We start from the raw sequence: 26558 nt of genomic DNA on the forward strand, positions 1-26558 counted from the left end.
GGTCACGACATCGAAGAAGGGGTCTATGAAAGCCGTATTGGGGTCGGGCAGAAGCAGCATGTCCGACTCGTCAATGGTTTTAAAGCCCCGAATGGAGGAGCCATCGAAAGCGAGGCCCTCTGAAAACACCTCCTCGGTGAAAGCCGTAGCAGGGATGGAGAAGTGCTGTTGCTGCCCGAACAGGTCGGTGAAACGGACATCCACAACGCGCACTTCGCGCTCCCGTGCGAACTCGATTACCTCTTTGGGTGTTGTCATTTAGCGTTCTCCTTAAGAGTGGTAGATGGTTTTTATGGAACACAGAGCGATGCAGCAGAATTGTGATGGTTCATGAATAGTTACGCTGAAACTAGGAAAGACCGTGCGCGATGGTCGCAAGTTCTTTTGGAAGCGATCTCTTGCAAAAGGCATAGCAAGGCCGTTTGCAATGACATCGCTTAAGGAGGAGTGCCGTATGAGGAAACAGCATCAACGGCCCGACCACATCAAAGGGGTCTTTCCAAAAACAGTCGCACCGTTGCGCCTGCTTACGCCGAGGTAAAAATCACAAGCTACGCTGCTGTTCGCTTACCAATGAAAAGTATAGCATCTTTTTGAAAAAGTTGTCAACCACGCATTTCGTTGTGTGCCCCCTCTCCACCGATAGAGAGACGGGTATAATGGTAAACTGTACAGCGGAAGGTGTGTGCAAGCTTCATGAGAAGCATCGAAACAGGTTTTTCCCTGAGACGTTTGAGGTCGGTGTTTATGCCTACGCTGCACAAAGGAGGAGAGAGGGAATGGGCTTCCAACGCGTTTGTCGAACGCTGATCGCTTTTTTGCTATGCTCCTCGCTCGCCTTTGCGCAGGCACCTAGCTCCCAACAAACCCCTCCTCCTCCGCCCATGTTCACTCCGCAGGAGTGCGCCCAGATCGTTGCCTATTGGCAGGCGCCCGGACGGCTGGCTTACAGCTTACCCTCCGATTCGCTAAAACACGGGCCGTGGCAGGTGCGCCTCACACCGGATGGGTCGAAGTGGCTTTTGAGTTACCAGATCGCCATCGGTGCCGCCGCAGCCCCTCCCACGCAACAGCCGACCCAGGCGCAGTCGCCCTATGCGAGTTGGAAAGCGTGGGTGCAGGCCAAGATCGCTTGGGATCGTTACCAAGCTCAGAAAGCGGCCGATGCGGCCAACGCCGCCCTTGGCTACTCCGTTCCAAAGCGAACGGCTCCACCCCCTTTCCCAGGCCCTATTCCTCCTGATCTGCTCGCCGCCTGCGGCGATCCTCCGCCCTTTGCCAACGCGGTAACGCCGCTTCAAACCACCGTCATCTTCGACGATGGCGTCTCTTTTACCTATCAAGACAACATAGATATGCCCCCCGCCTATGCCTACTATCGCTTCCCACAAGGCACCGATACGGCAGGCATTTCGCTGAAGGCCATGCCTCCGCAGGAGTTGCAAGCGCTTTTCGATGCCGCCCATCTCACCCCAGAACAGGCTCATGTGTTGGCCGCCGTCTCTCCATTAGAGGGTGGGTTCGATGCCGTCAACACCTACGACACAGGCTATGTGTCCGTCGGCTTTCTTCAGTTCATCACCGCCGCCAACGGAAAAGGCGACCTCATTCCTGTGCTTCAGAGAGAAAAGAGTGAAAACCCAAGCGCTTTTCAGAACGATTTTCATCGCTTTGGGGTAGATGTTACTCCGGATGGCACGCTCGATGTGGTTGACCCCGATACCGGAGCGGAGCTGGTAGGAGCCGATGCCGTCATGAAGGTTATCGCGGACAGACGACTCACCGCCGTGTTCCAGCGTGCCGGGCGCCTTAGCACCCCGTTTCGGGTCGCCCAGATCGAAACCGCCATCGCCAACTATTGGCCCGCCAATTTCCCGGTGACCGTGCAGGTTAACGGTCAGACCCTCACCGGCAAAGTCTCAGATGTTATCCACTCTGAGGCCGGTCTTGCTACCCTGTTCGATAGACAGGTGAATCGCGGAAACATCAATCCCTTCCCTGCAGTGCTTGCCCAGGTAATGCAGGAGCATAACCTATCCAACATCGCCGATGCAGCTCCCTATGAACAGGAGATCGTGGCCAAGTGCCGCTATCGCTCGGATTTTCTCAAAAACCCTCATCTCTCCCAACCGCCTCCATTACCAAACGCAACAACCGACCCAACGGGGAAATAGACCCACTCTCCCCTCTGTGCTGGAGATGTCGTAAAGGAACTAAATATGGGGGTGGAGCGTTCTCTAGAGTAGAAATATCATTAGTGAGCAATATGTTTCAATGCGTTGACTCCTTCTCTCAAGAGAAGGTATACTCCGCCGCAGGTTTGTGAAAAAGCACACAAACTTAGGGGCATAAAGCGCGTTTCGGAAGAAGGGACGTCGGTTAAAATAGTTATGTCGAGCGTTGCCCGCAAAAAACCGCTGGTTACCGGCGAAAAATCCCGCTATGTGCAGGCGATGTTCGCCACAATCGCCCCACGCTACGACCGGCTTAACTCCATTCTCAGCTTCCACCGGCACCACGCTTGGCGATGGCGGGCAGTGCGTTTGGCAAATGTGAGGGCCGGTGAGCGCTGTCTCGATGTGTGTACGGGCACGGGAGATTTCGCTCTGGCTTTGGCGCGCGCCGTGGGGGAGCAGGGAACGGTGTTGGGTGCCGATTTCTGTGTTCCGATGTTGCAGATCGCTCTTCAGAAGATACGTAACGGGGCCTATAAGCAGATCAAAATGGCCGTGGCCGATGCGCAGAACCTGCCCTATCCCAACGCCTCCTTCGACGTGGTGACGGTGGGTTTTGGAGTGCGGAACGTGGCCTGTTTGGAGAGGGCCCTGGCGGAGATGGTGCGCGTCGCGCGCCCGGGGGGGAGGGTGGTGATTTTGGAGTTCACGCGGCCTCGTCCATGTCTCCTACGCCCTCTGCTCGATCTCTATCTATTCAAAATTCTGCCCCGTATCGGTGGCTGGCTCAGCCGAAAAGAGGCCTATACTTATCTGCCCGAATCGATCGCACAGTTCGTTTCTCGCGAGGAGCTGGCGGAGGCCATGAAACGGGCAGGACTGACCCAAATTACCGTCTATGACCTAAATTTTGGCACGGTTTGCATCCATATAGGGGTTCGGCCGGCCTATACCGGGGAGGTTTTACAATGAACGTTGTCCCCATTTCAACAACAAAATCGAGTGGCATTGTTGCCACGGCAGCCTTTCTTCAGCCTGTAAGGGCCGACCTCCAAGCGGTGGAAGCGCGGATGCAAGCGGAGCTAGGCTCCGACGTGCGCACCATCTCTGCGCTGTCACGCCACCTGCTGGAAGCGGGAGGTAAGCGTCTGCGACCCGCCATGGTCGCTTTGGCGGCGCGGGCTGTGAACCCCAATGCAGACCCCACGCGTGTAGCCACCGTTGGTGCGGCGATGGAGTTTGTCCACATGGCCACCTTGGTACACGACGATGTGGTAGACAATACCGCCATACGTCGAGGGCGCCCTACCGCTAACGCCGTCTATGGAAACGGCGTTGCGGTGCTCAGTGGGGACTACATTCTCGCCCGTTCAATGCGCCTGTTAGCGCTCGATGGAGACCTGCGCATCATTCGTACCGTTTCAGAAGTGACGATCGATATGAGTGAGGGCGAGGTGATGGAGATCGTGGCGACAGGGCGCATAGACCTGCCGATACCGGAGTATTTCGAGATTTTGCGTAAAAAGACTGCCGTCTTTGTGGAGGGATGTTGCCGTTGCGGAGCCATTTTAGGCGGTGCTGACGAAACGCAGGAGGAGGCCCTCGCCGAATACGGCTTTCGCATAGGAATGGCCTTTCAAATTGTGGACGATCTGTTGGACTACGTGGGAGACCCCGCCATCACCGGCAAGCCGCGCGGCAGCGATCTGCGTGATGGTCGCGCCACTCTGCCCCTCCTACTCGCGCTTGAGGAGATTCCCGCCGAAAGAAAAACGATGCTTTTAGATGCATTTGGCAATCCGAACCTGGGCGAGGAGGCCGTAGATGCCGTCTGCAACCTGCTCGAAAGTGCAGGTGCCTTCGAGAAAACGCAAACGCTGGCACAGGCCCATGTGGAGTGCGCAAAACAATCGCTGGCCCTGCTCCCTGAAACCCCGTCGCGTGCAAGCCTTGAGCTGCTGGCTGCCTATATTGCCGAACGAAACTATTGACAGGAGGGTGCAATGACAACAGACATAGTGCCTCAAAAACCTGCTCCGTTTCGCGTCTATTGGCAGGCGCTTCGAGCCTATTCCTTTCCTGCCAGCATCGTGCCTATTCTGTTGGGCACGGTGTTAGCCGTGCAGCAAACCCATCGGTTTCATCTGATCGCGTTTCTACTCACCTTTTTGGGAGGCGTGCTCGCTCATGCTGCTGCCAACGTCTATAACGACTACTATGACTACAAAAACCATGTGGATGTACGTCCCGAACACGGCAGTGGCGTGCTGACGCAACGCTTGCTAGGTGCGAAACAGATGTTTGAGTTCGGTACCCTGCTATCGGTGGCAGCGCTGGCCTGCGGCTTGTTGCTTCTTCTCATGCTCGGCTCCTCTGCCCCGACGGGGTACATTGTGGGGCTTGTGGTCGTCGGTGCCCTTACCGCATTGCTCTACTCCATAACCCTAAAACGCTATGCCCTTGGCGATCTGCTGATTGTGTTGACCTTCGGTTTCGGCTTCTCCTTAGGCGCCTATCTCACCCAAATGGCTCCGCTAGAGCCTGCCTGGGTAGGGCGTGTGCTGTTGTTGAGCCTACCCATTGCCTCCCTTGTAGACGCCATTCTCCATGCCAACAATCTTCGAGATCGTTCGGATGATCGGGCTGCAGGCGTGTACACCTTAGCGAACTTACTGCCTCTGGCGTGGGGAAAGGCGATTTTGATGGGCCTTCTCTTTTTCCCGCTTCTCTTCGTTGTCGTTGGCGTGCTGTGGCATCTATTGCCTTCATTCACTTTGCTAACGCTATTGGCACTGCCGGCCATCGTGAAGGCCTATCGCGCCATCAGTGTCGTAGGAACCGCTCAAGCCCATCTGCTTTTTGGTCTGCTTTACGATCTGTCGTTGTTGCTGCCGCTGCTCGTGGCGCGATAGCTTGCAGGAAAACGGTCTGTTCAGAAGGCGGCGGCTCGGTGTCGCCTCACAACAAAGACAACCATCCCCGATAGAAAAGTAAGGGTTGCCACGACGCCGATAGCCCAAGCGTAGCCAAGGAGGTCTGCCAAGATGCCGGCCAGTAGGGCGCCGATGGCATACCCCATATCACGCCAAAAACGGTAGACGCTTAGCGCACGCGCCCTCCATTGAGGGGCTACACTATCGCTGACGGCGGCAATGAGGGTTGGATAGACCATCGCCGTTCCCAAACCAAGCAGCACACTGCCGAACAACCAACCGCTGAAACGGTGGGCCATCAGGATAAGGGCTAGAGCGAACGCTTGGAGCACCAGGCCTGGAACAATGAGACCCTTGCGCCCGATCCGATCGGAGAGCGGGCCGGTCACTATCTGCATAATCCCCCATATGGCAGGGTAGACGAACTTCAAGAGGCCTATCCGCTCCACCGATAAACCGTAGGCACTGAAAAAAAGAGGGAGGATTCCCCAAGACATCCCGTCATTGAGGTTATTGACAAGACCGGCCTGGCAGACGGCGAACAGAGATCGATCTCTCCAACTCGTTCGCAGAAACACCTCTCGAAAAGAGAGTTTCTCGCTCTGTTGGCTGGATGAACGCTGTGCGGCCTCTACAGCGACATGTTGCTGGGTCTCTCGTACAAAAAGCCAGGAGAGAAGCAGACCACACAGCACATAACCGATGCCCAGATAGAACGGTTTTGGGCGAAGGCCGTAGCAGCTTGCCAAATAGCCGGTTACGAATGCGGTGAGGCCAACCATGAAGTAACCTGCAAACTCGTTCAGCCCTATTGCAAGACCGCGCCGGCGCGGGCCTACAAGGTCTATCTTCATGTTGACGGTCATAGACCAAGCAAGCCCCTGATTCACCCCCAGTAGCATGTTGGCAACGTTGATCCAGTACCAGCTTTTAGACCACATGAGAAGAAAGGGTATGGGAAGCCCGAAGAGCCAACCTAATACCAGAATACGCTTGCGCCCAAATCTATCTGCGAGAGCACCGGAAAAGAGGTTAACAAAGGCCTTCACGACGCCAAAACTCACGATAAAGCTTACCATGATGGCGTCGGAATGGAGATGAAATAGCGAGATGCCTATAAGAGGCAGCACCGTTCGCTCAAGCCCTACCATGCCTCCAACAAAGGCGTTAATGACGATCAACAGGGCAAACTGAGCCAAATTGGCCTGAATGCCAAGTCGAGGTTCTGCGTTGTGGCGTTCACCAAAGACGTTAATGAACGGCACAGCGATTTGCCCCTGCCTCTAATTCGGTAACGGGCTTTGCGAGTGTCTCTAGGCTACCGCTTTCGTTGATGTGAATGATTTCAAGATAGTTTGGAGGCGTAGGTGGAATGCGTGCGAGAATAGTTTGCACAAACACCTCCTTATCGCTCTCTTGTAACAGCGGAGTCGTCTGGTATATTTCGCCCAAAGTTCTCACAAGGGGGCGACCATCGAAGGGAGTCGGAGAATCGGTGTGCCCTGGAAGAATAAGGGTAGAAGGTGGAAGCGATTGCAATCGCAAAAGGCTATCGTAGAGCCGTTCGGCCCGTCTTCGGGCCGCTTCGGGATCGGTATGAAGGTCAGGCCTACCCACCGCGTCTAAAAAGAGCGTGTCGCCGGTAAATAGGGCCTTATCATTGAGGAGATAGCAACTGCTCTCCTCGGTATGTCCCGGCGTATGACATACGATGAGACGGGCGCGGCCGATGTCTATACTATCTCCATCCTCAAGAGGTGTAAAGGCATAGTGAACGCGGTTCTGCGCCGGCAAATAGAGGGTTGCCCCCGTTTGGCGTGTCAAGCTCAAAGCACGTGAAATATGGTCGGCATGGACATGGGTATCTATCACCGCCCGGATTTCCCAACCACGTTGCTGTGCGAGGGATTGATAGACTTCTGCTTCAACAGAGGCATCAATAACGGCAGATTCTTTGTCCGACCCTATCATATAGGAGAGGCAGCCCTTGCCGGTTCGGCGCACCTGCAGTATCTCCACGCCCGCTTCAAAAGGAACGTCTGCGACGTTGTAGGCTAAACTCCACGCCTGCATTCCCCCCTCAAGCACGTAGGCCTCGATACCTTGTCGGATTAAAAGCTCTGCGGCGATGGCGGCGGTCACCCCCATGTTACAGACGAAGACCACCGGAGCATCCGACGGAAGATTCAGATCGGCCAGAGCGGAGGGATCGCGGTTTGCTACCGCATCGTAGATGTCTACATGTAGACTGCCTGGAATATACCATTCTTTCCGATCTTTCGTACGACGAATGTCTACCACAGTTACAGGTCGTCCCTCTTCTAACCATCTTCGCAGTGTCTCTACAGAAATTGTGCTCATCGCTTATCTCCTCCAACTTCTACGGGCAAGCCCTCGTCCCGCCAATCCGGCAATCCCTCCAGCAGCCTTAAAGCCTTAAAACCGTGCTGTTGGAGCAGGGCGACCGCCTCGTCGGCGAAGACACAATAAGGCCCTCGACAGTAGGCAACGATCTCCTGGTCGCGTGGCAGCTCTTGTAAACGCCTTTCCAACTCCTCTAAGGGGATGGCTTGTGCGGCAGGAATGTGCCCCTGGAGATACTCATCATAGGGGCGCACATCAATTACGATGACACTGCCTTCTGCCAGTCTCTCCTTCAGCTCCTGCAACGTTATCGCCTGTAGGCTGTCCCGATTGTTAAAATAGCTTGCGACCACCTGCTGTATCTCTGCGAGGCGGGTTTCCCCGAAGGTACGTATGGATCGCCATAAAGAAAAGACGTGGGGATCGGCAAGCCGATAGTAAGCATATAGGCCAGAACGACGTACCTCTACCAAACGCGCTCCACGCAGGATTTGCAGGTGTTGAGACACATTGGCAACCGATAGCTCCATCTCACGAGCCAAATCCTCCACCGTCCGCTCCCCTTGCGCAAGAAGGTCAAGCAACTCAAGACGATGTGGATTGGCTAGGGCGCGGCCAATGCGAGCGAACTGCTCGTAAAGGGCCTCTTTAAGACAGCGTTTTTCGCCTGTTGGCATGGGCGTTGGCTTTCTCCAGAAAGGCTCAATATTCAAGTGTTTTCTATAATACTTGAATACTGGCTCCCTTGTCAAGATAGGCTTTGAGGAGACCGTTTTCGGAAGCAAAAGTGCTATAATCTGAAGGCGGAAAGGTCAGAGCATGTTGGCGAAGCGCATTATTCCCTGCTTAGACGTTAAGGCAGGTCGGGTTGTTAAAGGGGTGAACTTTCTCAACTTGCGTGATGCAGGCGATCCGGTGGAATTGGCGGCGAAATACGATGCCGAAGGCGCCGATGAACTCGTTTTCCTCGACATCACTGCCAGCTATGAACAGCGCGACCTGATTGTGGAGGTCGCCGAGCGTGTGGCCGAACAGGTCTTTATTCCGTTCACGGTGGGGGGCGGTATTCGCAGTGTGGACGATTTTCGGCGAATCCTCTGTGCCGGTGCTGATAAGGTGGCGGTAAATACGGCTGCTGTAAAGCGCCCGGAGATTCTCAGCGAGGCCGCCGAGCGTTTTGGAAGGCAGTGTGTTGTCATCGCGATAGACCCACGTCGGGTGGGTACCTACCCGGATGGACGCCCTCGTTGGGAGGTCTATGTGAACGGAGGGCGTACGCCTACGGGGCTTGATGCCATCGAATGGGCGCAGCAGGCGGAAGCGCTAGGCGCCGGAGAGATTCTGCTTACCAGCATGGACCGCGATGGGACACAGCTCGGCTATGATCTTGAACTGACCCGGGCGGTGGCCGAAAAGGTCGGAATACCGGTGATCGCATCCGGCGGAGCCGGCACGCCCCATCACTGTCTGGAAGCGCTTACGGAAGGCAAAGCCGATGCGGCCCTTATCGCCTCGATGGTTCACGATGGACACTACACCATCGCGCAGATCAAAGCCTATCTTGCCGAGCATGGTGTCTGTGTGCGCTAGTGGCCGCATCACGGATTTTTCGCAAGAACAACCAAACGTTTGAACCACAGGAGTTTTCACGATGCAAGTGCCTCAAAATCTCAAGTTCGATGCCAATGGCCTGATACCCGTGGTCGTGCAGGATGCCGATAGTGGAGAGGTTTTGATGGTCGCCTATATGAATCAGGAGGCCGTCGAACGCACCCTGCAGACAGGAAGGGCCACCTACTGGAGCCGCTCGCGTCAGCAGTTCTGGGTGAAGGGGGAGACCTCCGGCAATGTGCAACGGGTACGGGAGATGCGCGTGGACTGCGATAAGGACTGTCTTTTGATCAAGGTAGAGCAGACGGGGGCTGCTTGTCATGAGGGCTATCGCTCCTGCTTTTTCCGCAAGGTGAGCCAAGACGGCGAGCAGCTTGAAGTCGTTGAGGAACGACTCACCGATCCTTACTAAATAAAAGTACTCGGAGGTTTTCACAACACAAATGACTTTCTCTGTTACCCATTTGGCCCATTCCCTGTTGCCTCTGCTTGTTCTAATGCCTTGTGTCGTTGCCATGGCGCGGGCTGCAGAGACCGCACACTATCGTCCGCCCGCTGTCCCTCTGGTGGTTCATGACCCCTATTTTAGTGTGTGGAGCATGAGCGACCATTTGACGGACGATTGGACTCGTCACTGGACGGGCGCCGTAAACGCGATGTGCGGGCTTATACGCATTGACGGCAAGGTCTATCGTTGGGCCGGTCCGCAGCCGAATCTGCCTCAAACTCCACAGGATGTCGGGTTGGTGCTGCCAGATGGGGCGCATCTTCCTGCCGAGATACCCCCTATGGAGCAGGAGGGCCTCACGATCACGCCTACCCAAACCACCTATCGTTTCTCTGCCGATGGCGTTGTGCTCGATGTGGAGTTTTTAAACCCTCTTTTGCCGGATGACCCTGATGTTCTAGCACAGCCGCTTACCTACCTAACCCTGCGTGTGCATTCGGCAGACCATCGCTCCCATGAAGTGGCCCTTTACTACGACTGTTCAGCGGAATGGGCGGTCAACACACCCGATCAGCTTGTGGTGGGGCAGGTGGAGAGTTTAAATGGCCTTTCTGTGGGACGGTTCGGCACGGAAGCACAGCCCATTCTTGGCGCCGCCGGCGATAACCGTCGCATTGACTGGGGTTATTTTTACCTAGCTGCCGCTTCAAAGGGACAGGTGCACCTGCTTAGCGATCAGGTGGCGCGAGGCGCTTTCGCTGCTGGCGGCTCGCTTTCCGATCAGCCCACCATCACCCAATGGCCACGGGCGGCGAACGACCATTGGCCGGTGCTGGCCGTTACGTTTCCTCCCTTTCATGTTGCTGAGGCGCCGGTTACGCACCAACTCCTTCTGGCATACGACGAGCGCTATAGCATCGAGTTGATGGGGCAGCGCCTACGGCCCTATTGGCGTCGTAACGGGGCGACCATCGCGCAGCTGCTGCAATCCGCCACGGCGGATTTCGCCGATCTGCAAAGGCGATGCCATCGCTTCGATGAGCAGTTTATGGAGGACATGCGCCATGTTGGCGGAGAGCGCTATGAGCGCCTTATGACGTTAGCCTATCCGCAGTGCCTGGCGGCGCACGGCTATGCTGCCGGCCCGAATGGCCAACTCCTGCTCTTTCCGAAAGAGAACTTCAGCAACGGCTGTATTAGCACGGTAGATGTTATCTATCCTTCCGCGCCTCTTTTCCTTCTGCTCAACACCGACCTGCTGAAGGCCTTGTTAACACCGGTAATGGACTATGCAGCCTCGCCACGTTGGAAGTTCCCCTTCGCCCCCCATGATCTCGGCACCTATCCGCTCGCCAACGGCCAGGTATACGGCGGAGGAGAGAAAAGCGAGGTAGACCAGATGCCGGTGGAGGAGAGCGGTAACCTGCTCATTCTTATGGCTGCCGAGGCCAGCATTGACGGCAATGCCCATTTTGCCGAACGCTACTGGCCAGAGCTAGAGAAGTGGGCCAGCTATTTAAAACAGAATGGGCTTGACCCGGCCAACCAGCTCTGCACCGACGACTTTGCCGGCCATCTCGCCCATAACTGCAACCTTTCAATTAAGGCCATTGTGGCCTTAGGCTGTTTCGCAAAACTCTGCCAACTAACGGGGCGTACCGAACAAGCACGAGAGTATGCTCAGCTGGCTCATTCCATGGCGCAGCAGTGGATGCAGATGGCCGACGATGGAGATCATTATCGTCTCGCTTTCGACAAGCCGGGCACTTGGAGCCAAAAGTACAACCTGGTGTGGGATAAAATTCTGCATCTAAACCTTTTCCCTGAAAGCGTTGCCCGTAAGGAAGTGGCCTTCTATCTCACCAAAATGAACCCGTACGGTTTGCCGCTAGACAACCGTGCCACCTACACCAAACTTGACTGGGAGGTTTGGACGGCGACCCTTGCGGAGAGCCGCACCGATTTCGATGTTTTTATGCAGCATATCGAGGCGTTTATGAATGCCACCCCGAATCGGGTACCACTTACCGACTGGTACGACACGATCTCGGCGAAGCAGGTGGGGTTTCAGGCACGTTCCGTGGTTGGCGGAATCGCCATCAAGCTGTTAGCCGATCCTGCCGTATGGCATAAGTGGGCGCAGCGTGCCCATTCGTCAGAGGCAATGCAGGGCGCTCCGCCTGCCGAAACAAAGTAACAAAGTCAACAAACACGCTTCAAAAGCAACCGGAGAGAGAAAGACTTTCTCTCTCCTATTTGTCTTTCGTCCTTTAGAAGAAGGTATTTGCTAGCGCTGTTCAAACCATGCCCAAATAGATCGGTTTCACGCACAGGGGTAGACATAAGGCCTACCCCTACAACATTGGCGCATCTATCGGTCAGCAGTTGGCAACCTCCAAGAGCATTTTGCCCCTGATCTCGCCGAGGTGGTGTCAGAGTGGAAGGCACGAGCTTTAAAGGAATCGTTCAGGCTTGTGGTTTGCGGAAGCAGATGTTTTTGAAACCAGTCGCGGATGGTGAAGATAATCTCCGGATTAAGGATATGGCCGGAGTTTACCTCGATGACACGCAGGTTTTTATCGTTACGAGCAGCGGCGATGAGCGCTTTTGAGGCGGCTGGAGGAATGATCTCGTCGTACTTGGCGGTGAAGATAAGCATGGGACGTGGAGCGATGCGGCCGATATAGTAGATGGGATCGGTGATCTGGGAAACGCTCTGAATAATTTTCATCACCTGGGGGTTAATGGTAATAGGCCAATGCGCCCGCAGGAGGGGGTAGGCGGCGATATGTTCGGCAATCTGCACGAACCCTCCGCCCGGAACGGCCAAACAGAGGGCCGCTACCCTTCTGTCTACACCCCCTAGCACGCTCCCCAACATGGCGCCCATGGAGAAGCCGAGATAGCCGATGCGGTTTTTGGCGATATCGGGGCGGCTTTGCAGATAGTCTATGGCGCGTCGTAGGTCTACCACGGTCTGTACCCAGGCATCGCGTGCGGTGTAGGAGTTGGGCAGGAAAATATCGCCGCTGCGTTCGGGGCGTTTTCGGTCGCCACAATACTGCGCGTCTATAGAGAGGGCTGCGAAGCCGATGCCGTTCAGCATTTCGGCGCTGGCCTTCACGTAGGAGCTATCTTTATTTCCTCCCGAGCCATGCATAACGATGACGGCCGGGTAGGGCGCTTTGCCCTGTTTCGGGAGCGCTAAAATCGCCGTAACGCGCTGATCGTGAATGCTATCGTAGGTCAGCGCATAACGGATACCGGTTGAAGTTGTGTCGAGGGGTTTTAATGTGGGGTGAAGAGGTAAGTTCGTATCGTATTGGTACCAAGCCAGGCGGCATGTCTCGGAGAAGGTAGGAACCGATGAGGAAATGGCGTAGGCATATGAGGTTATGGTCATGGCTAACAGCAAAAGCGCTCCCTGCAGAGCACGTAACATCCTCTTGATCTCTCCATTCAAACAGTGTACAAAGAGTCTACACTTTTCCCTCACTTCGCGTCTATAGGCGAGAGTTTCTCGAAAGAGGCGTGTTCAGAAGCCGTCTCTGCCGAGAACAGAAGTGGGCAGGAAGAGAGCGGTATAGGAACGAAATAGAGTTCAACACAATAAACGGAGTAACGCGAGTGGAGTTTGGACTTAAAGATAAGGTATCCCTTGTGGCAGCGGCCAGTAAGGGGTTGGGGTTTGCATGCGCTTTGGGATTGGCGCGTGAGGGAGCCAAAGTCGCCCTCTTTGCGCGCACGGAGAAGGCGATTCAAGAGGCGGCTCATCGCATTCATGAAGAGACCGGCGCCGAGGTGTTGCCGCTTGTGGCGGATGTAACGAAGCCGGAGGATATCGCCTCTGCGGTATCCCAAACGGTAGCCCGTTTGGGTGCGCTTCATATTCTGGTGCCCAACAGCGGCGGACCGCCGCCGGGAACGTTCGCCTCTTTGGGCGAAGCCGAGTGGCGTGCGGCCATTGAGAGCACGCTGCTTTCTACGGTGCGTCTCATTCGAGAAGCCCTTCCGCATATGCAACAGGCGGGTTGGGGGCGCATTGTGGTTATTACTTCCACCTCAGTACGTCAGCCCATTCCTGGACTCTTGCTCTCCAACACCTTGCGCACCGGAGTGGTAGGGCTGTGTAAAACGCTTGCTCAGGAGCTAGCCCCTTACGGCATTACCGTAAACAACGTAGGGCCGGGCAGTTTCGATACCGATCGGATAAAACTGCTGTTGGAACGACGTGCTCATGAGCGCGGCATCTCGGTGGAAGAGGCGCGTAGACAGATGGAGGCCGCCATCCCGATGGGGCGATTGGGGCGACCGGAAGAGCTGGCCAACATGGTGGTCTTCCTCGCTTCTGATGCGGCCGCTTATGTGACCGGACAGACCATCCTGGTAGATGGGGGGCAAACGGTGGCCCTATGAGCGGCGATAAACTGAGCCGCCGTAGGTTTATGCAAACCGTGGCAGGGGGGCTTCTAACCGGTTTGTCGGTGCCTCCATCTCAAGCCGTTGCTGCGATGCCAAAGGGTCTGTACGTCGAGCACGGAACGCTTATGCGGGCAGGGCACCTCTATCGCGGCATCGGCGCCAACTATTTCGACCTGTTCTATCGGCTGTTGAAGAACCCTGGCGATAGCTCTTCTCTCACAAATCTGCGCCGTTTGGCTCAACACGGCATTCCTTTTGTGCGCTTTATGTGTGGCGGGTTTTGGCCGTCCGAGCAGAGCCTCTATCTTAAGAAGCCAGCTGAATTCTTCGCGAGGCTCGATTGGGTGGTAGATGCAGCCGAACGTTGCGGTATGGGGCTTATCCCCTCCCTCTTTTGGAACGTTTCTACGGTGCCCGACCTTATGGGTGAGCCGATGCAGGCCTACGGCGACCCAAAAAGCCGAACGAACGCTTATATCCGCCGATTCACTCGGCAGGTCGTAACCCGATACCGTAACTCAGAAGCCATTTGGGGCTGGGAGTTCGGCAACGAATATAATCTGGTTGCCGACCTTCCAAACGCCTCGGAGCACCGGCCGCCCGTCGCGCCTAATTTGGGCACACCCGCAAGCCGCTCGGCACGGGATGAGTTGCACTGGAATGATATTCAGGTGGCATTACACGCCTTCGCTACAACGGTGCGCCAATACGACCCTCAGCGTATTCTCCTTACCGGCAACGCCGTTCCACGCCCGTCCGCCTATCACAATCTGCACAATCATACTTGGCAGCTCGATACCGTGGATCAGTTTGAGACCATCCTGCGGCGCGATAACCCCAGCCCTATAGATACCCTCTGCGTTCACCTCTATCCTGATCCAAAAAACATCTATCCGGGTGGAGCGAAGAACCTGCAAGAGATTGTCGGCTTACTAAGAGAGGTTGCTAAAAAGACGGGGAAGCCCCTCGTTATTGAGGAGTTTGGAGTGAGTCGCCAGGAGGGAACCTTGGATCAACAGCGTGCCCGGTTTCAAGAGTTTCTCGATGCCTTTTCGCGCTATGACGTTCCCTTAGCAGCATTTTGGGTTTTTGATTTTGCGGCTCAGGACGCCGATTGGAATGTAACATTCGATAACGATCGCGCTTTTATGCTGCAGATGGTGGCCGAGACGAATCGAACGTGGACAACGAGCGTCCCTCGCTCGTAAACGACCGCGCGTCTCACAGAAGTATCATAGTGTTCTAACACAGAAGGGGCGCACGTTCGTGCACCCCTGCAATTTTTGGAGCCAAAGAGCCACTAAGAGGGCGACCTAAATTAGGCCAGCGCCTCGTCTATAGCTTTCAGGATGTCGGGGCTGAGCTTCACCCCGGCGGCGCCTGCGTTCTCTTCCACCTGTTCTGGACGGGAGGCGCCGATAATGACACTGGCAACGTTTGAAAGCCGCAGACACCATGCTAAAGCCAGTTGCGCCATCGTAAGCCCTGCCTGCTTTGCGATGGGTTCCAGTCGCTGCACCTTCTCTAACACGGTGTCATCAAGCCGGCCCTGGTTCAGGAACATGTTCTGGCGTGGGTCGGCGGCGCGGCTTCCTTCCGGCGGAGGCTGCCCGGGCTTGTATTTGCCCGTTAATATTCCCTGCGCCAGCGGGGAGAACACGATCTGACCTATGCCTTCTCGCTCGCACACAGGGATAACGTCTTTTTCAATGCCCCGTCCTAACATGTTGTAGTAGGGTTGGCTAGAGATAAACCGATCCATATTGTGAGCTTCCTGGAACTTCACAGCATCCGCTATTTGGTAGGCGCTCCACTGGCTAAAGCCGATGTAGAGCACTTTCCCTTGGGTAATGAGGTCATCGAGGGCGCGCAAAGTCTCTTCGAGGGGCGTATTGGGGTCGTAGCGATGGCACTGGTAGAGGTCAATATAGTCCACACCGAGCCGTTTGAGGCTGGCATGGCACTGCTCCATGATATGCTTGCGAGAGAGTCCGCTGTTGTTAGGCATAGGGCCATCGCTCATAGGGAAGAACACTTTGGTGGCGATGACATAGGTGTCTCGTGGGTATTTGCGCAGCGCCCGCCCGACAACCTCCTCGCTTCGACCGCGTGCATAGACATTGGCCGTATCGAAGAAGTTGATGCCTAGCTCGTAGGCTTTATCAATGCATCGCTCCGCGCGCTCATCCTCCACGGCGTTGCCATAGGTGAGCCAGCTGCCCAAGCAGATTTCAGAGACCATTAGCCCGCTGTTGCCAAGTCGGCGATAGTGCATCTCACGTTTTGTTTCTGAAGCCATGCAGTAAAGTCCCCCTGGTAAACATGAAATTGTGGTCGGCACATGAGCAGTTGTGCCGCAGAATAGAAGGCAAGAGAGTTACGCCTGAGAGGGGGCAGAAGTTTCCGTTAGGGAAGCTAGTCGTCTCTCGGCAAGTGTATTGAGCGCCTAGCTCTACGTCCGTCTTTTGAGAGGGGTATAATTAGGGGGCAGTGGTACACTGCCCCCTAGACACTCACACCTCTAAGTTTGCGAATCGGTCGGCCGGGGTTGGAGCCTCTTCTTGGGTATAGCCCGGCTCGCCGGCAACAAACCGATGATACTGGGCGAGCGCCCAGAGGGGGAAGTAGTGCCGATAGAAGTGATAGCGCAGATAGAAGACACGCGGGAAGCCGGTGCCGGTGAACCACTCTTCCTGCCAGGTGCCATCGTCGGTTTGGTTTTTCAAAAGGTACTCGATACCACGTTGGACAGCACAGCTTGAAAGGTCGCCGGCGTTAAAAAGCCCCATAAGTGCCCAAGCGGTTTGGGAGGGCGTAGAGGGGCCGGTGGCTTTGGGGTGACCAGGCTCGTAGCTCTGGCAGCTCTCTCCCCAACCGCCATCTTCGTTTTGCACAGAGTGCAGCCAGCGGACGGCGCGTTGAATGCGCTCCGAGCGCATATCCTCTCCAATACGGGCCAGTCCTCGTAGCACCTGCCATGTGCCGTAGAGGTAGTTCACGCCCCAGCGGCCAAACCACGAGCCGTCTTCTTCCTGTTCTCGGTAGAGATAGGCGATGGCGCGTTTCACCCGTGGGTCGGTTTTGCCGATGCCATAGTAGGAGCACATCTCCAAAACGCGGGCTGTGATGTCGGCCGAGGAGGGGTCTAGCATTGCGTTATGGTCGGCATAGGGCACATACTGGAAAAGCACGCGATTGTTGTCTTTGTCAAAGCTGGCCCATCCGCCATCCCGATTCTGCATGGCGAACACCCAGTTAAGGCCTTTGCGCATCGCCTCACGTACCGGAGGAGGCGCCTCTGTCCATGGACGTCCGTCATGGCAGTAGGTTTTATAAAGGGCCATAAGTACCATGATGGTATCGTCCACGTCGGGGTAGAACTCGTTTTCCTTTTCGAAATACCATCCGCCCGGCTCTACATTGCGCACTTTTACCGCCCAGTCACCCTTTTTGCGGGTCTGTTTACTGAGCAACCATTCGGCTGCTTTGCGAATCTCCTCGCTTTCAGGCGGGTAGCCGCTATCGAGCAGCGCATTAAGGGAGATGGCCGTATCCCAAACGGGTGAGACACAAGGTTGAAGGCGAATGGTGTCGCCCTCTTCGATCTCGAAAGCCGCAAGCTCCTTTAGCTCTTTTTGGATAGCCGGGTGGTCGTCCGGCAACCCCATGCATTTGTAGGCCATAATGGCGTGGGTCATTGCCGGAAAGATGGCCCCTAGCCCCCCACTGTTCTCCTCCCGCTCCAAGAGCCACTGCAAGCAGCGTTGCAGCGCCAGCTTGCGAAACGGCTTGATGGGGCTGGCGTGGTAGAGCTTCAAGATTTTATCCACAACCAAAAAGACGTTACGCCAGGTAAGGGGGCGGCTATCCCACGGCAATTGCATCCGTTTACGGTTTTTCCCACCCACGAAAAGCTCATCAATGGTCGCATGGGCAGGTATGGGGCGATAGGGACGCAACGCGTTGATAACCGAGAGCGGTACAAGAATGGCTCGCGACCACGAAGACATCTCATAGATGTTAAAGTAGAACCATTTCGGCATGAGAATGAGTTCAGGGGGGATAACGGGAACGCCGTACCAATCGTACTGCCCGAAAATGGAGAGATAGAGTTTGGTGAAGGTGTTGCAGTGGGTCACCCCACCCAGCGACAAAATGGCGCGGCGGGCGCGAATCATAAACGGCTCGCTTTCACTGAAACCGGCCAGTTTACAGGCGAAATAGGCCTTTACCGATGCGCTGACTTCAGGTGGCCCTCCCGGATAGATGGCCCAATAGCCCTCTGGGTGTTGTTTGCTGCGAATGTAGTTGGCGAGTTTACGAAACTTCTCCGGGTCGTTTTTACCCAGAAACTGCAACAGGAGAATGTACTCGCTTTCCAAAATCGTGTCGCCTTCCAGTTCCGCCACCCAGTGGCCATCGGGCTGTTGGCGATCACGCAGATAGTGAATGGCGCCGCGTAGGGCCTGGCGAATCGCCTCTAAAGAGATCGTGGAGGTAAGGTGGCCGTTAAGAACTGAGTGTGTGCGTGCGGCAGAAGGGACAATCGCCTGTACAGATTCGGTTTCCGCGTGATCCAGTCGTGTTTTCAAAGAGTCACCACCCCTATATAGTGTTCGTTAAAGACTGCCTGTCCTTGTTTTGCCCCGTCGCCATCTCCATGAAAGACGCCATTCTTACTTTCTTTTCCTCGTAGACGGGGAGGGACTGCGAAAGTGACATGCGCTCGTTAAGTAACCTTCGCGAATGAAACCAACCGATTGCAGCGCATAGGCGACGCTGCAAAACTATTGTATGCTTCACACGGTTCCTTTGTCAAGTTTTTGGCCGATTTTGTGGGAATTCCTACTCGATAGAAAGTGGAAGGCTGGCAGGTTAAGGCTGACCTGCTGTGCCATAAAGCGGATTGGCGGTAGACATGCCTCCCGATACGGGGTTCGATGCATTGCTGCCGTTGGCCGGAACGGGCAGGGGCAAGTAGGGCATAAGGTTCACCGTGGGCGAGATGCAGATGCGTTGTCCGTTAATGAGCACTTCTGCACGCGCATAAACCTGCCCGGCAGAGACGGCATCTATCGGGATCTCTTTGAGGGGCACGGTGGTGTTCCAGGTAAAGGGCTGGGGATCGGTGGTTACTGTTAGCTGGGCCGCTATGCCGAGTTGCCCATTCGACGTGACGTAGGTGTCGTTGCTAGGGTCGGCGGCGAGGAGGGGCACGAGCGCTTTGTCGTCACGATAAAAATAGACGGCTATAGTGGCATTCGTTCCGGCATGTCCCACAATGCTTCCACTAATGGTAAGAGGCAACACGGCGTTATTCGATTTCTGCAGAGCCTGTTGAGGAGCAAGAGTTATCGTAGAGGTATCTATCAACGGTTGCGGTGGTGGGGCCGTTGGTTCAACGGGGACGGTTGTGAGGGGGTTCATGGTGGAGTTGTTCGGAGGGGCCGTGTCTGTCGTAGGTGGGGCAGGAGTAGAGGGTACCTGAGTGGTGACGACGACGGCAGGTTTCGTCTCTTTATGGGGCTGGCGCGTTACGGCGATAACCACACCAACTAATCCGATAACGATAACCACACCCACGGCGACGCCCAGCAGCGCCCATTTCTTGGTGGTGGATTCAAGACCACCGGATGCAAGAGGAGCGGAAGTCGAAGATATCCCGATGCCGCTGCTTGGAGGGTAAAGCCCCGATAAGGGGCCGGAGAGCGCGATCTCTTTTTGAATATTTTCCAGAGCCTCTTTCACTTCGCGCGCGGTTTGCGGGCGTGCTTCTGGTTCTAAAGCGAGGCAAGCGCTGATGAGTCTATCAAGGCTCTCCGGCACACTGGGATTGAGGCTACGTACCGAGGGAAATTTGAAGGGTTGGGAAGCCGGGTCGTGGCCTGTCAGAAGGTGATGGAGGGTTGCCCCTAGCGCATAGATATCGGAGCGCATGTCGGTTTGGCGCTTACCGAACTGTTCGGGGGGCGAGTAGCCCACGCTCCCTAGCAGGGCAGTGTCGCGAGAGGCGCCCGGCTGAAAACGGCGAGCAATGCCGAAGTCAATAAGGCAGATGCTGCCGTCGGCGCGCAGCATGACGTTGGAGGGCTTGAGGTCACGAAAGATGATCGGAGGGTCTTGACGGTGTAGGTAATCAAGCACATCGGCTATCTGGATTCCCCAGGCCACTACCTTGGACACATCAAGGTGGGTGCGTTCTTGGTTGCGTAGAAACGCCTCCAAGGTAACGCCTTCGATGTACTCCATGACGAGATAGAACTTATCGTTTTCGATGAAGGCATCGGTTACTTTGGGCAGGTTCGGGTGGTGGAGCTGCACGAGCACTTGCGCCTCATGCAGCACCGTCTCTTGCTCATGAGGCGCTTGCTCCGAACCGCTGGCCTTAGGCAGGCGCACCTCTTTAATCGCCACAAGCGTATTGAGGTGCAGGTGCTCCGCCATATAAACGGTGCCCATGCCCCCTTTGCCCAATATGCGTAGGATACGGTAGCGCTCGTTAAGAATATCGCCTGTTTTCAACCGCTCCCAAGCAACCTGTTCACCCGACATACGATATATAACTCCGAAGAACCATTACATCCCTTTTTCGCCGTTGAGGGTGCTGCTTCCTGCTAAAATACGGAATTTAGTTTGGGTAGCGTATCAGCAACACCCAGTCCTGTGAATCGGGGGTACGGAAAACGCGTTTTTGCCCTCCACTGAAGCGGAATGTGTTGACGATGGAATCGGTTCTCGGGTTAAACCAAGCCGCTTCGAGCTGACCGGTCGCTTCGAGCAGATCGAGCTGCACCGCGCCACCGGTAGGAAAGTACACCACGTAGAACCAGCCTGGGTTGGCCAAAGCGTGGATATCGGGAGGCAGTTGGCCGCCGTTTGGTGCAGAAAGCAGATCATCGTGAGGGCGTAGCAACCAGTAGGAAACCATCTTGAAGAGATGAGCGCAGGCAAGGCTTTGGGTGATGATAGGCGAAATGGCACTGCCTTCATAAATCGGAGCCGATTTTGCAACCCAATACCCACCGGAAAGGCGTGTTTCCCATAGTCGCCTTCGCGCTTCATCGGTAGAGGAGATAGCATCGCAAATGACGATGGGCTTTCGGTACGTCTGATCGGCGGCTACCGATAGCAGGTTTCCTCCGTTGATGGTAATGATGTCGAGATCGTGCACTTGGGCACTCGGCGTTTGCGCCGCCACAAACCGTTCCATCGCAAGCTCTTGCTCATCCGCGTTGGTGTTGTTGGGCCAAAGGGGCATGCCCGCCGGCGAACTGATGAAGATGGCGCCGTCGGAGGTGTTCTCTTCAGATGGCATGGCCGGAAATTGGGGCGCCGAGGGTAAGGAGTTGATGCCGGGCAAAATAGCCGTGATCGGGTGCTGCTCGATGTCGTACTTATGGGTAAGTTCAATAAGGTTTTGGAGCAGGTCTTGCACATCGCCCGAGAAGCCGGACGAAGCATTGAGCAGATTCCAGCAGATATTGTAGGCGGAATAGCGCGCCACCACATAGCTCCAGAAGCGCTGCAACTGTTCGGCGCTCATGGTTTTAAGCAGGGGCGAATCGGCGCTACCCAAGCCAATATCGGGCACGATGCCGAGAAGATTGCAGGCGCGTACCTTTGCATCGAGCATTTGAAAAAAGGCGGGATTGATGGCGTCCGGGTTGTCGTTAACCAGCGCCTGCGAGCCGGCATCCAGCATCCAAGTGCCCATAAGGCGGTTCACACCGAGGTCGTGCAGTTTTTGTAGGGTAGTAAGCACATCCGTCTCCGTTTGTGGCGGATCGTTTGAGGAGGAGAGCGTCGAACTTGATGTGAGAGAGGTCGTTGCCGCTGTGTTCGGCGCGGTGCTAGGTGTCGGCGCTGTAGAGGTGCCGGACGTGAGGGAAAACCAAACGGGCACGGGCAGAAAGTGCCCTCCGCCCGCATAGCGGAACTCGCGTGGGTTTTCCGGGTCTACTATCAGAAAACCGTCAATCTCTCTGGCCTCCGTGATGCAGGTGAAGCGTCCCACCTGACCGTTAAGTCCGGGGTCGTTAGAGAGCGTCTTCCACTGCCAATCGCCTATGAGTGTGGGGGCAATGCGCACGCGCCAGGTTTGCCCTCCGTCCCAAAATCCGGGAACGGTAACGACCTGTCCATCCGGGCGGCTAAACTGCACCTCGAACTGGACCTGAGTATAGGGGTTGGTATAGTGCCCGGAAGCATACAGAGTGATCTCCTGTAGGCTATAGGCCGGAACGCGCGGAGCCGGCGGAGGCGAAAAATCGTTTTGTGCAACGCCAAAGAGGGTGGTTCCGGGGGCAAAGACCACCGGAGTACCAAAATCGGCCACATAGATGCGCCCCTCTTTAAGGTCAATGACGTAGCCGTGCGCGGTGTTGGAGTAAAGAATGAGGTAGTAGGGGTTCTTGGCAGAATCGTAGGCGAGCGCATGGAGTTCACTCCATCCATCCGATCTCCAGCCGTTGTTGGGAGTTACATTCACCTGATGAAGCGGCGTTACTTGCAGATCGGTAAGGACGCGCTCTGGTTTTTGATCGGTCTGCGCTGCAGGCTGTGCAAAGCTCGCGTGGTCGGCAGTCCAAAGGGGCAGTCGCGGGATGGTTCCTCCTTGCGTGGTCCAATTCCGGTAGGTAAAGCTGGGGCCGGTGTAGATGGGTGGCGCAGGCAGCTGCAGAGTAGGTAGGGGGGTAGGAGTGGGCAGAGGAACTTGGGGCGGAACAGAGTAGTCTCCCCGAAAATGGACTCCATTCAGTTGGGTGCCAGGATAGCGGTAGAGCCAGCAATAGAAGTCATTGCCCGTATCGTTAAGGTAGCACCAAAGGATGGCGAAGCTCTGCGGGCTACGTGCTAGAAACCAAACGAGATAGTGCGCATAGCCCACAGGGCCACTGTCTATGCGCAAGAGGGTAAGGGGATACACGATGCGCTGTCCACTCGAAGGCTCTATCTGGGTAAGTGTGCCGCTCATGCCGTTCCAGGCGATCTGGTAGAAGTCGCTTTGTGCTTGGATATGCAATGTCTGTTGAGCGGCAGGAGGAACGATGTTTTGAGCGGCGAGTGCCGCAGTTCCTCTACTCCAAGCGAGCAGACCCAAAGTAAACAGAGCAACAAACCATCGGCTAACCGTCCGAGAAACCATTCTGCTATCCTTTCGCCAGAAATGTAGTAGGGTATTGTGTCGCACAGCCTCTATATATAGAATACAAGAGTAGGGGGTAATGTTTCGCCTATTTTTGCAGATACCTTGAAACTTCCTACAGCACGCTGCTTTCCAACGCTTCTTCTGCAGGGAAGGGGGCTATCTGGCCTTCAAAAAGCAGGGAGAACATGGTAGCTTACCGATGCGGGCATGGATGCATAGGGGTAGGCGCAAGGCCTCCCCTTTTAAGTGCTGAACGCGCGGGCTACATATCGGTGAAGGGACGTTCTATCGGAACGTCGTAAACATGTGCGCGGTGCAGCCGTGTGTGCAAATGGCTCTAAACGAAAAAACACGGTGCGTTGGATGCGCACCGTGTTGGGATAGATCAGCAGAAACTTATGGACAGCCGTAGGTAGGGGCTGGCGGTGGCCCGCTCGTCGGATAGAGCTGAACAGGGCCGGGCAGTGGGTTGGCACCCTTTTGCAGCGGACTGGGCAGGGGGAGGGGGCACGGTTTTTGAAGGTTATAGTCGTTTCCCAGATAGCGCACGTCGAAGCTGTAGTAGCCGCTAGGCGGCGTTACGGTGAACTGCGTGGCCGTAAGCGGAACGTTATAGATGGTGAAGGAACCGTCGGAGGCACTGCTGCCGGTGAGGTTGGTTCCGATGATGCTGATGGCCGCTCCGGCAACCGGATTACCGGCAATATCGGTGACCTGACCGGTGATGGTAGCGAGGTTAGGATTCCCTACGGGTGGTGGGCTGCCAGAAGAGCCGGATGAGGAGCCGCTGCCACTGCCGGTACCTAGAGCACCACCACCTCCGCCGCCTCCACAGCCACTAAGTGCCCATGCAAGAACGAGCAGTGCGAGCACCGAAGTAAGCATAACCCATCGTGAGTAGTTTGCAACGCTTCTGAACATACGAAGTCCTGCCTTTAGGTATGTTGTTTGTTTTCGTTTCGCCTGCCGGAAGGTGCCGGCAAAACAAACCTACACTCGCAAAGGGGGGAACGAGCGCAGATTCATCAAGAGAGGGGTTTCCTACAAGTATTATTATACACGCTTTCAAAGATTTCGGCAAGCGTTTTTGTGCGATTCTACAATCCCAAACAACATTCCGGCATCCTTACGAGGTCGGAAGCGCCGGCAGTCCAAGCAAAAGGCGCCCCGCGGTCTTGCAAGCTTCGTTTCGTCTGCCGTGAAAACGAATGCGCACCGCACGAGAAAGGGGAAAATCGCTACGCTCTATGAGGTACGTACCTCCGGCCACGGTTTCAAACGCGAGAATAGGCCCGGAGACTTCGGCGAGCGTTTGGCGACCGTCGAGAATGCGAACCGTAGCGCTTTCTCCCCAAGGGTTTACCAGCCGACATAGCCCCCCTACAAGGCTACGAACGGCAATATAGCGCACTTTCCCTTCCAACACTTCGGCGCTTAGGCGAAAGCCACCCGGCGCCGCTAAGGTAAAAGCTGCGCTCCAGTGAGAGGGCAGCGCCGGAAACAGGTGGATGGCGGTGGGAACTTCCCCTCCAAAGCCCTCTTCCCAGGCAATTGGGTTAATGTTGGATCGCGTGAGGGCGAGGCTAGGCAGCGACTCTTCTCGTAGGAGTAACGATTGGATGAGCAAGAGCAGTTGAGCGCTATAATCCAACCGAGGTACATGCATCTCCGGGGCGAGCCAACCCTGTGGCGTCTGGTGCATCTCTTGTAGCCACTCGCGTAGCTGCATCGAGAACTCCTCCGCATTTTGGCAGGAAAATGGCAGAAGCTCGTAAATGGGGTCAAAAGGCATGTCTCCTCCCAGTTCCTGCAGAGCCTGGCGCCATTGGGTGCGCGTTTCCTCTTCGTCTATTTCGAGTGTCGTGCTCATCCATAACAGGGCGCGTAAGGCTCGTGAGAGCGCCGCACGCTCTCGAAAGTCCTCCTGAGCATCGCTTAAGGGCTTTCCTTCCCCAACCGTTTCACGCCGCTCTAAGGCGAACTGCGCACAGGCACGTAACAGAGGATAGACCCGCTCCTTCAGCAGAAAAAGATCGGGGGCGTGACGCCATAGTTGCCAAAGCAGCAGGGCCGTGTAGAGGCCATTGTTGTGCGCAGCGGAAGGGGCATCGAAGCTGTGCCCGAACCGATTGAACCGCTCTGGGAAATAGGCTCCGCCCAACCCCGTATCGCGGCTTGTTTTGGCCGCCATGATCGGCAAGAGACGATGATAGGTCTCCACAATCGGTACGCCGATTTCGGGATGGTTGGCCACGGGCAGCGGCGCCAATAGGGTGCGCAGAGCCGTCCCGTTATAGAGAGCGGGGTCTGGGCGCCTATCTTGTTGGCTAAGCCACAGCGCGCCGTTGGGCAGAGGAGCGTCGGCGCTTCGCGCGCAGGCTGCAAGGTAGTAGAGATTCAGGTACCACAGATTCTCCAAATAGGAGGCGAAAGAGTCGTACTCGCCCCCATCGAGGCGCAGAAAAGATTTTTGCCAAAAGGCCGCCCAGTGTTGACGATGCTCCCGCAGCAGCGTATCGTAACCTTTGGCCATCGCCGACTGCAACTGGGCTCGCGCAGCGCTCACAGGGTCGCCGTTGCGAGGCACGGTTGCCACCGCCACGTAAAGAGTGAAATCGCAGGAACGGCTTGGCGCGATCTCTAGATAGGCGTGGTGCGAGTCGCGCATTCCGGCTTTCACCTCACGCCCTTGTACACGCACCATAAGAGCATAGCGCCTATCCGCCAGCGCTTGAAGAATGCCTATCGTCTCTCCAAGCGCGAACAGGTGGGCCTGACGCCACAGGGAAACCTCTACACGTCGCTGCACGTTGCGTAGGCTTTGGTCTTGATACCGTAATACGAGCACACCGGTGTTTGCAGCCACAAATGCGGTGACTTGGCAGGAGCCTGCCGGCGAGTCGGCCGTGATATAGAGCGTAGCCGAGTAGGGAGAAAGACGTTGTTCGTAGCGAACCGGCTCCGCAAAAAGCGATGGGGTGCAATCTATGGCCAGCCGACCTGCAGAGATCTGTCTCCACTGCTCGGCGGTTTTTACGATAGGTGCACTCTGTTCAAGGACCGTGGAAGGCTCCCAAGAGGGCAACGGATCGTCCCAAAGGTCGGCTTTTTGGAGCTGAACGGTCAGTTTTTCCGGGCACCATACCATGGCGCCGAGGTCGCCATCCCCAAGAGGCATCGCCAAAGCGCTTAGCGTTGGCACCATATGATAAACAAGGTCATGCTGCGCCATATAAGAGCTGTGGTCTACACTGATGGTAGAGCCGTTGAAGGCCACGGCACCCTCAGCTAAAAGAGGATAGGTGACGGCGCGTGTGGCTGTGAGGAATCGATTTGACGACATGGTAAATGGCTCCTCTGTTTGGAATAAGCCCTGTTAATGCTATCGGAATTTCGGGGCAAATTTTCTAGAGTGGGGGCTTTTAGGTGGGCGGCGATCTCAAAATGGTTTATAATAA

The 26558-nt window shown here is 55.7% G+C and carries 20 protein-coding genes; 9 read left to right on the forward strand and 11 right to left on the reverse strand.

Annotation, left to right across the window (positions count from 1 at the left end; all coding sequences use genetic code 11):
* Positions 1–258, reverse strand: a 258-nt coding sequence (locus tag VKV18_RS05360; RefSeq protein WP_324199958.1) for a glutamine synthetase, incomplete at its 3' end; no start/stop codon positions are given.
* A gap of 521 nt (positions 259–779) precedes the next feature.
* On the opposite strand from VKV18_RS05360, the gene VKV18_RS05365 reads away from it, so the two are divergent.
* From VKV18_RS05365 to VKV18_RS05380, 4 genes are all read left to right on the forward strand, one after another.
* Positions 780–2174 (forward strand): hypothetical protein, encoded by a 1395-nt coding sequence (locus tag VKV18_RS05365; protein ID WP_324203196.1) that lies wholly within the window; start codon positions 780–782, stop codon positions 2172–2174.
* 216 nt (positions 2175–2390) lie between these two features.
* Entirely contained in the window at positions 2391–3146 is a 756-nt protein-coding gene (gene ubiE, locus VKV18_RS05370; RefSeq protein WP_324203197.1) for a bifunctional demethylmenaquinone methyltransferase/2-methoxy-6-polyprenyl-1,4-benzoquinol methylase UbiE, read from the forward strand.
* Positions 3143–4165, forward strand: a complete 1023-nt coding sequence (locus VKV18_RS05375; RefSeq protein ID WP_324203198.1) for a polyprenyl synthetase family protein — start codon at positions 3143–3145, stop codon at positions 4163–4165. The genes ubiE and VKV18_RS05375 overlap by 4 nt, the downstream gene beginning before the upstream one ends.
* Before the next feature lie 12 nt (positions 4166–4177).
* On the forward strand, positions 4178–5086 hold the full coding sequence (locus VKV18_RS05380) for a prenyltransferase (protein ID WP_324203199.1): 909 nt from the start codon (positions 4178–4180) through the stop codon (positions 5084–5086).
* 20 nt (positions 5087–5106) lie between these two features.
* Here the strand turns inward: VKV18_RS05380 and VKV18_RS05385 are convergent, their stop codons facing one another.
* Genes VKV18_RS05385 through VKV18_RS05395 form a run of 3 tightly spaced genes read right to left on the reverse strand, consistent with a single transcriptional unit; the run spans position 5107 to position 8148 of the window.
* Complete coding sequence (locus tag VKV18_RS05385) at positions 5107–6372, reverse strand: MFS transporter (protein ID WP_324203200.1); 1266 nt, start codon at positions 6370–6372, stop codon at positions 5107–5109.
* Positions 6359–7468: an MBL fold metallo-hydrolase gene (locus VKV18_RS05390; protein WP_324203201.1), complete on the reverse strand. Its 1110-nt coding sequence runs from the start codon at positions 7466–7468 to the stop codon at positions 6359–6361. The genes VKV18_RS05385 and VKV18_RS05390 overlap by 14 nt, the downstream gene beginning before the upstream one ends.
* Positions 7465–8148 (reverse strand): metalloregulator ArsR/SmtB family transcription factor, encoded by a 684-nt coding sequence (locus VKV18_RS05395; RefSeq protein ID WP_324203202.1) that lies wholly within the window; start codon positions 8146–8148, stop codon positions 7465–7467. Before VKV18_RS05395 ends, VKV18_RS05390 begins: the two co-directional genes overlap by 4 nt.
* A gap of 142 nt (positions 8149–8290) precedes the next feature.
* Between VKV18_RS05395 and hisF the strand changes: the two genes are divergently transcribed.
* The 3 genes from hisF to VKV18_RS05410 all read left to right on the forward strand — a co-directional run bounded on the left by hisF (position 8291) and on the right by VKV18_RS05410 (position 11727).
* Positions 8291–9061 carry an imidazole glycerol phosphate synthase subunit HisF gene (hisF, locus tag VKV18_RS05400; protein ID WP_324203203.1) on the forward strand — a complete coding sequence of 257 codons (771 nt, stop codon included), beginning with the start codon at positions 8291–8293 and terminating at the stop codon, positions 9059–9061.
* 61 nt (positions 9062–9122) lie between these two features.
* Entirely contained in the window at positions 9123–9494 is a 372-nt protein-coding gene (gene hisI, locus VKV18_RS05405) for a phosphoribosyl-AMP cyclohydrolase (protein ID WP_324203204.1), read from the forward strand.
* Between the two features lie 31 nt (positions 9495–9525).
* Positions 9526–11727: a glutaminase family protein gene (locus VKV18_RS05410; protein ID WP_324203205.1), complete on the forward strand. Its 2202-nt coding sequence runs from the start codon at positions 9526–9528 to the stop codon at positions 11725–11727.
* Between the two features lie 174 nt (positions 11728–11901).
* Here VKV18_RS05410 and VKV18_RS05415 read toward each other — a convergent pair whose 3' ends face one another.
* Positions 11902–12972: an alpha/beta hydrolase gene (locus VKV18_RS05415; protein WP_324203206.1), complete on the reverse strand. Its 1071-nt coding sequence runs from the start codon at positions 12970–12972 to the stop codon at positions 11902–11904.
* Between the two features lie 185 nt (positions 12973–13157).
* On the opposite strand from VKV18_RS05415, the gene VKV18_RS05420 reads away from it, so the two are divergent.
* Positions 13158–13946 carry an SDR family oxidoreductase gene (locus tag VKV18_RS05420; protein WP_324203207.1) on the forward strand — a complete coding sequence of 263 codons (789 nt, stop codon included), beginning with the start codon at positions 13158–13160 and terminating at the stop codon, positions 13944–13946.
* A complete protein-coding gene (locus VKV18_RS05425) occupies positions 13943–15160 on the forward strand; it encodes a cellulase family glycosylhydrolase (RefSeq protein WP_324203208.1) in 1218 nt (405 codons plus the stop codon). The genes VKV18_RS05420 and VKV18_RS05425 overlap by 4 nt, the downstream gene beginning before the upstream one ends.
* A 110-nt stretch (positions 15161–15270) precedes the next feature.
* On the opposite strand, the gene VKV18_RS05430 is transcribed toward VKV18_RS05425, so the two are convergent.
* The 6 genes from VKV18_RS05430 to VKV18_RS05455 form a co-directional block, all read right to left on the reverse strand.
* Entirely contained in the window at positions 15271–16227 is a 957-nt protein-coding gene (locus VKV18_RS05430; protein WP_345786395.1) for an aldo/keto reductase family protein, read from the reverse strand.
* 238 nt (positions 16228–16465) lie between these two features.
* Positions 16466–18544: a squalene--hopene cyclase gene (gene shc, locus VKV18_RS05435; RefSeq protein WP_324203210.1), complete on the reverse strand. Its 2079-nt coding sequence runs from the start codon at positions 18542–18544 to the stop codon at positions 16466–16468.
* Between the two features lie 283 nt (positions 18545–18827).
* A complete protein-coding gene (locus VKV18_RS05440; RefSeq protein ID WP_324203211.1) occupies positions 18828–20504 on the reverse strand; it encodes a serine/threonine protein kinase in 1677 nt (558 codons plus the stop codon).
* A 76-nt stretch (positions 20505–20580) separates the two neighbouring features.
* The gene (locus tag VKV18_RS05445) at positions 20581–23097 is read right to left on the reverse strand and encodes a DUF5060 domain-containing protein (protein ID WP_324203212.1); all 2517 of its coding nucleotides are present in this window, start codon (positions 23095–23097) and stop codon (positions 20581–20583) included.
* Between the two features lie 399 nt (positions 23098–23496).
* Positions 23497–24021, reverse strand: coding sequence for a carboxypeptidase-like regulatory domain-containing protein (locus tag VKV18_RS05450; RefSeq protein WP_324203213.1), 525 nt, complete (start codon positions 24019–24021; stop codon positions 23497–23499).
* 205 nt (positions 24022–24226) lie between these two features.
* On the reverse strand, positions 24227–26443 hold the full coding sequence (locus tag VKV18_RS05455) for a glycoside hydrolase family 95-like protein (protein WP_324203214.1): 2217 nt from the start codon (positions 26441–26443) through the stop codon (positions 24227–24229).
* Positions 26444–26558 lie beyond the last annotated feature (115 nt).

The sequence above is a fragment of the Chthonomonas sp. genome, assembly GCF_035294505.1.
Taxonomy (GTDB): domain Bacteria; phylum Armatimonadota; class Chthonomonadetes; order Chthonomonadales; family Chthonomonadaceae; genus Chthonomonas.

Coding starts and splice junctions, on each gene's coding strand:
- hisI (WP_324203204.1), top strand. CDS start 9,123: ATGCAAGTGCCTCAAAATCTCAAGTTCGATGCCAATGGCCTGATACCC.
- VKV18_RS05380 (WP_324203199.1), top strand. CDS start 4,178: ATGACAACAGACATAGTGCCTCAAAAACCTGCTCCGTTTCGCGTCTAT.
- ubiE (WP_324203197.1), top strand. CDS start 2,391: ATGTCGAGCGTTGCCCGCAAAAAACCGCTGGTTACCGGCGAAAAATCC.
- VKV18_RS05450 (WP_324203213.1), bottom strand. CDS start 24,021: ATGTTCAGAAGCGTTGCAAACTACTCACGATGGGTTATGCTTACTTCG.
- VKV18_RS05390 (WP_324203201.1), bottom strand. CDS start 7,468: ATGAGCACAATTTCTGTAGAGACACTGCGAAGATGGTTAGAAGAGGGA.
- hisF (WP_324203203.1), top strand. CDS start 8,291: ATGTTGGCGAAGCGCATTATTCCCTGCTTAGACGTTAAGGCAGGTCGG.
- VKV18_RS05430 (WP_345786395.1), bottom strand. CDS start 16,227: ATGCACTATCGCCGACTTGGCAACAGCGGGCTAATGGTCTCTGAAATC.
- VKV18_RS05375 (WP_324203198.1), top strand. CDS start 3,143: ATGAACGTTGTCCCCATTTCAACAACAAAATCGAGTGGCATTGTTGCC.
- VKV18_RS05425 (WP_324203208.1), top strand. CDS start 13,943: ATGAGCGGCGATAAACTGAGCCGCCGTAGGTTTATGCAAACCGTGGCA.
- VKV18_RS05365 (WP_324203196.1), top strand. CDS start 780: ATGGGCTTCCAACGCGTTTGTCGAACGCTGATCGCTTTTTTGCTATGC.
- VKV18_RS05445 (WP_324203212.1), bottom strand. CDS start 23,097: ATGGTTTCTCGGACGGTTAGCCGATGGTTTGTTGCTCTGTTTACTTTG.
- VKV18_RS05455 (WP_324203214.1), bottom strand. CDS start 26,443: ATGTCGTCAAATCGATTCCTCACAGCCACACGCGCCGTCACCTATCCT.
- VKV18_RS05410 (WP_324203205.1), top strand. CDS start 9,526: ATGACTTTCTCTGTTACCCATTTGGCCCATTCCCTGTTGCCTCTGCTT.
- VKV18_RS05440 (WP_324203211.1), bottom strand. CDS start 20,504: ATGTCGGGTGAACAGGTTGCTTGGGAGCGGTTGAAAACAGGCGATATT.
- VKV18_RS05415 (WP_324203206.1), bottom strand. CDS start 12,972: ATGTTACGTGCTCTGCAGGGAGCGCTTTTGCTGTTAGCCATGACCATA.
- VKV18_RS05395 (WP_324203202.1), bottom strand. CDS start 8,148: ATGCCAACAGGCGAAAAACGCTGTCTTAAAGAGGCCCTTTACGAGCAG.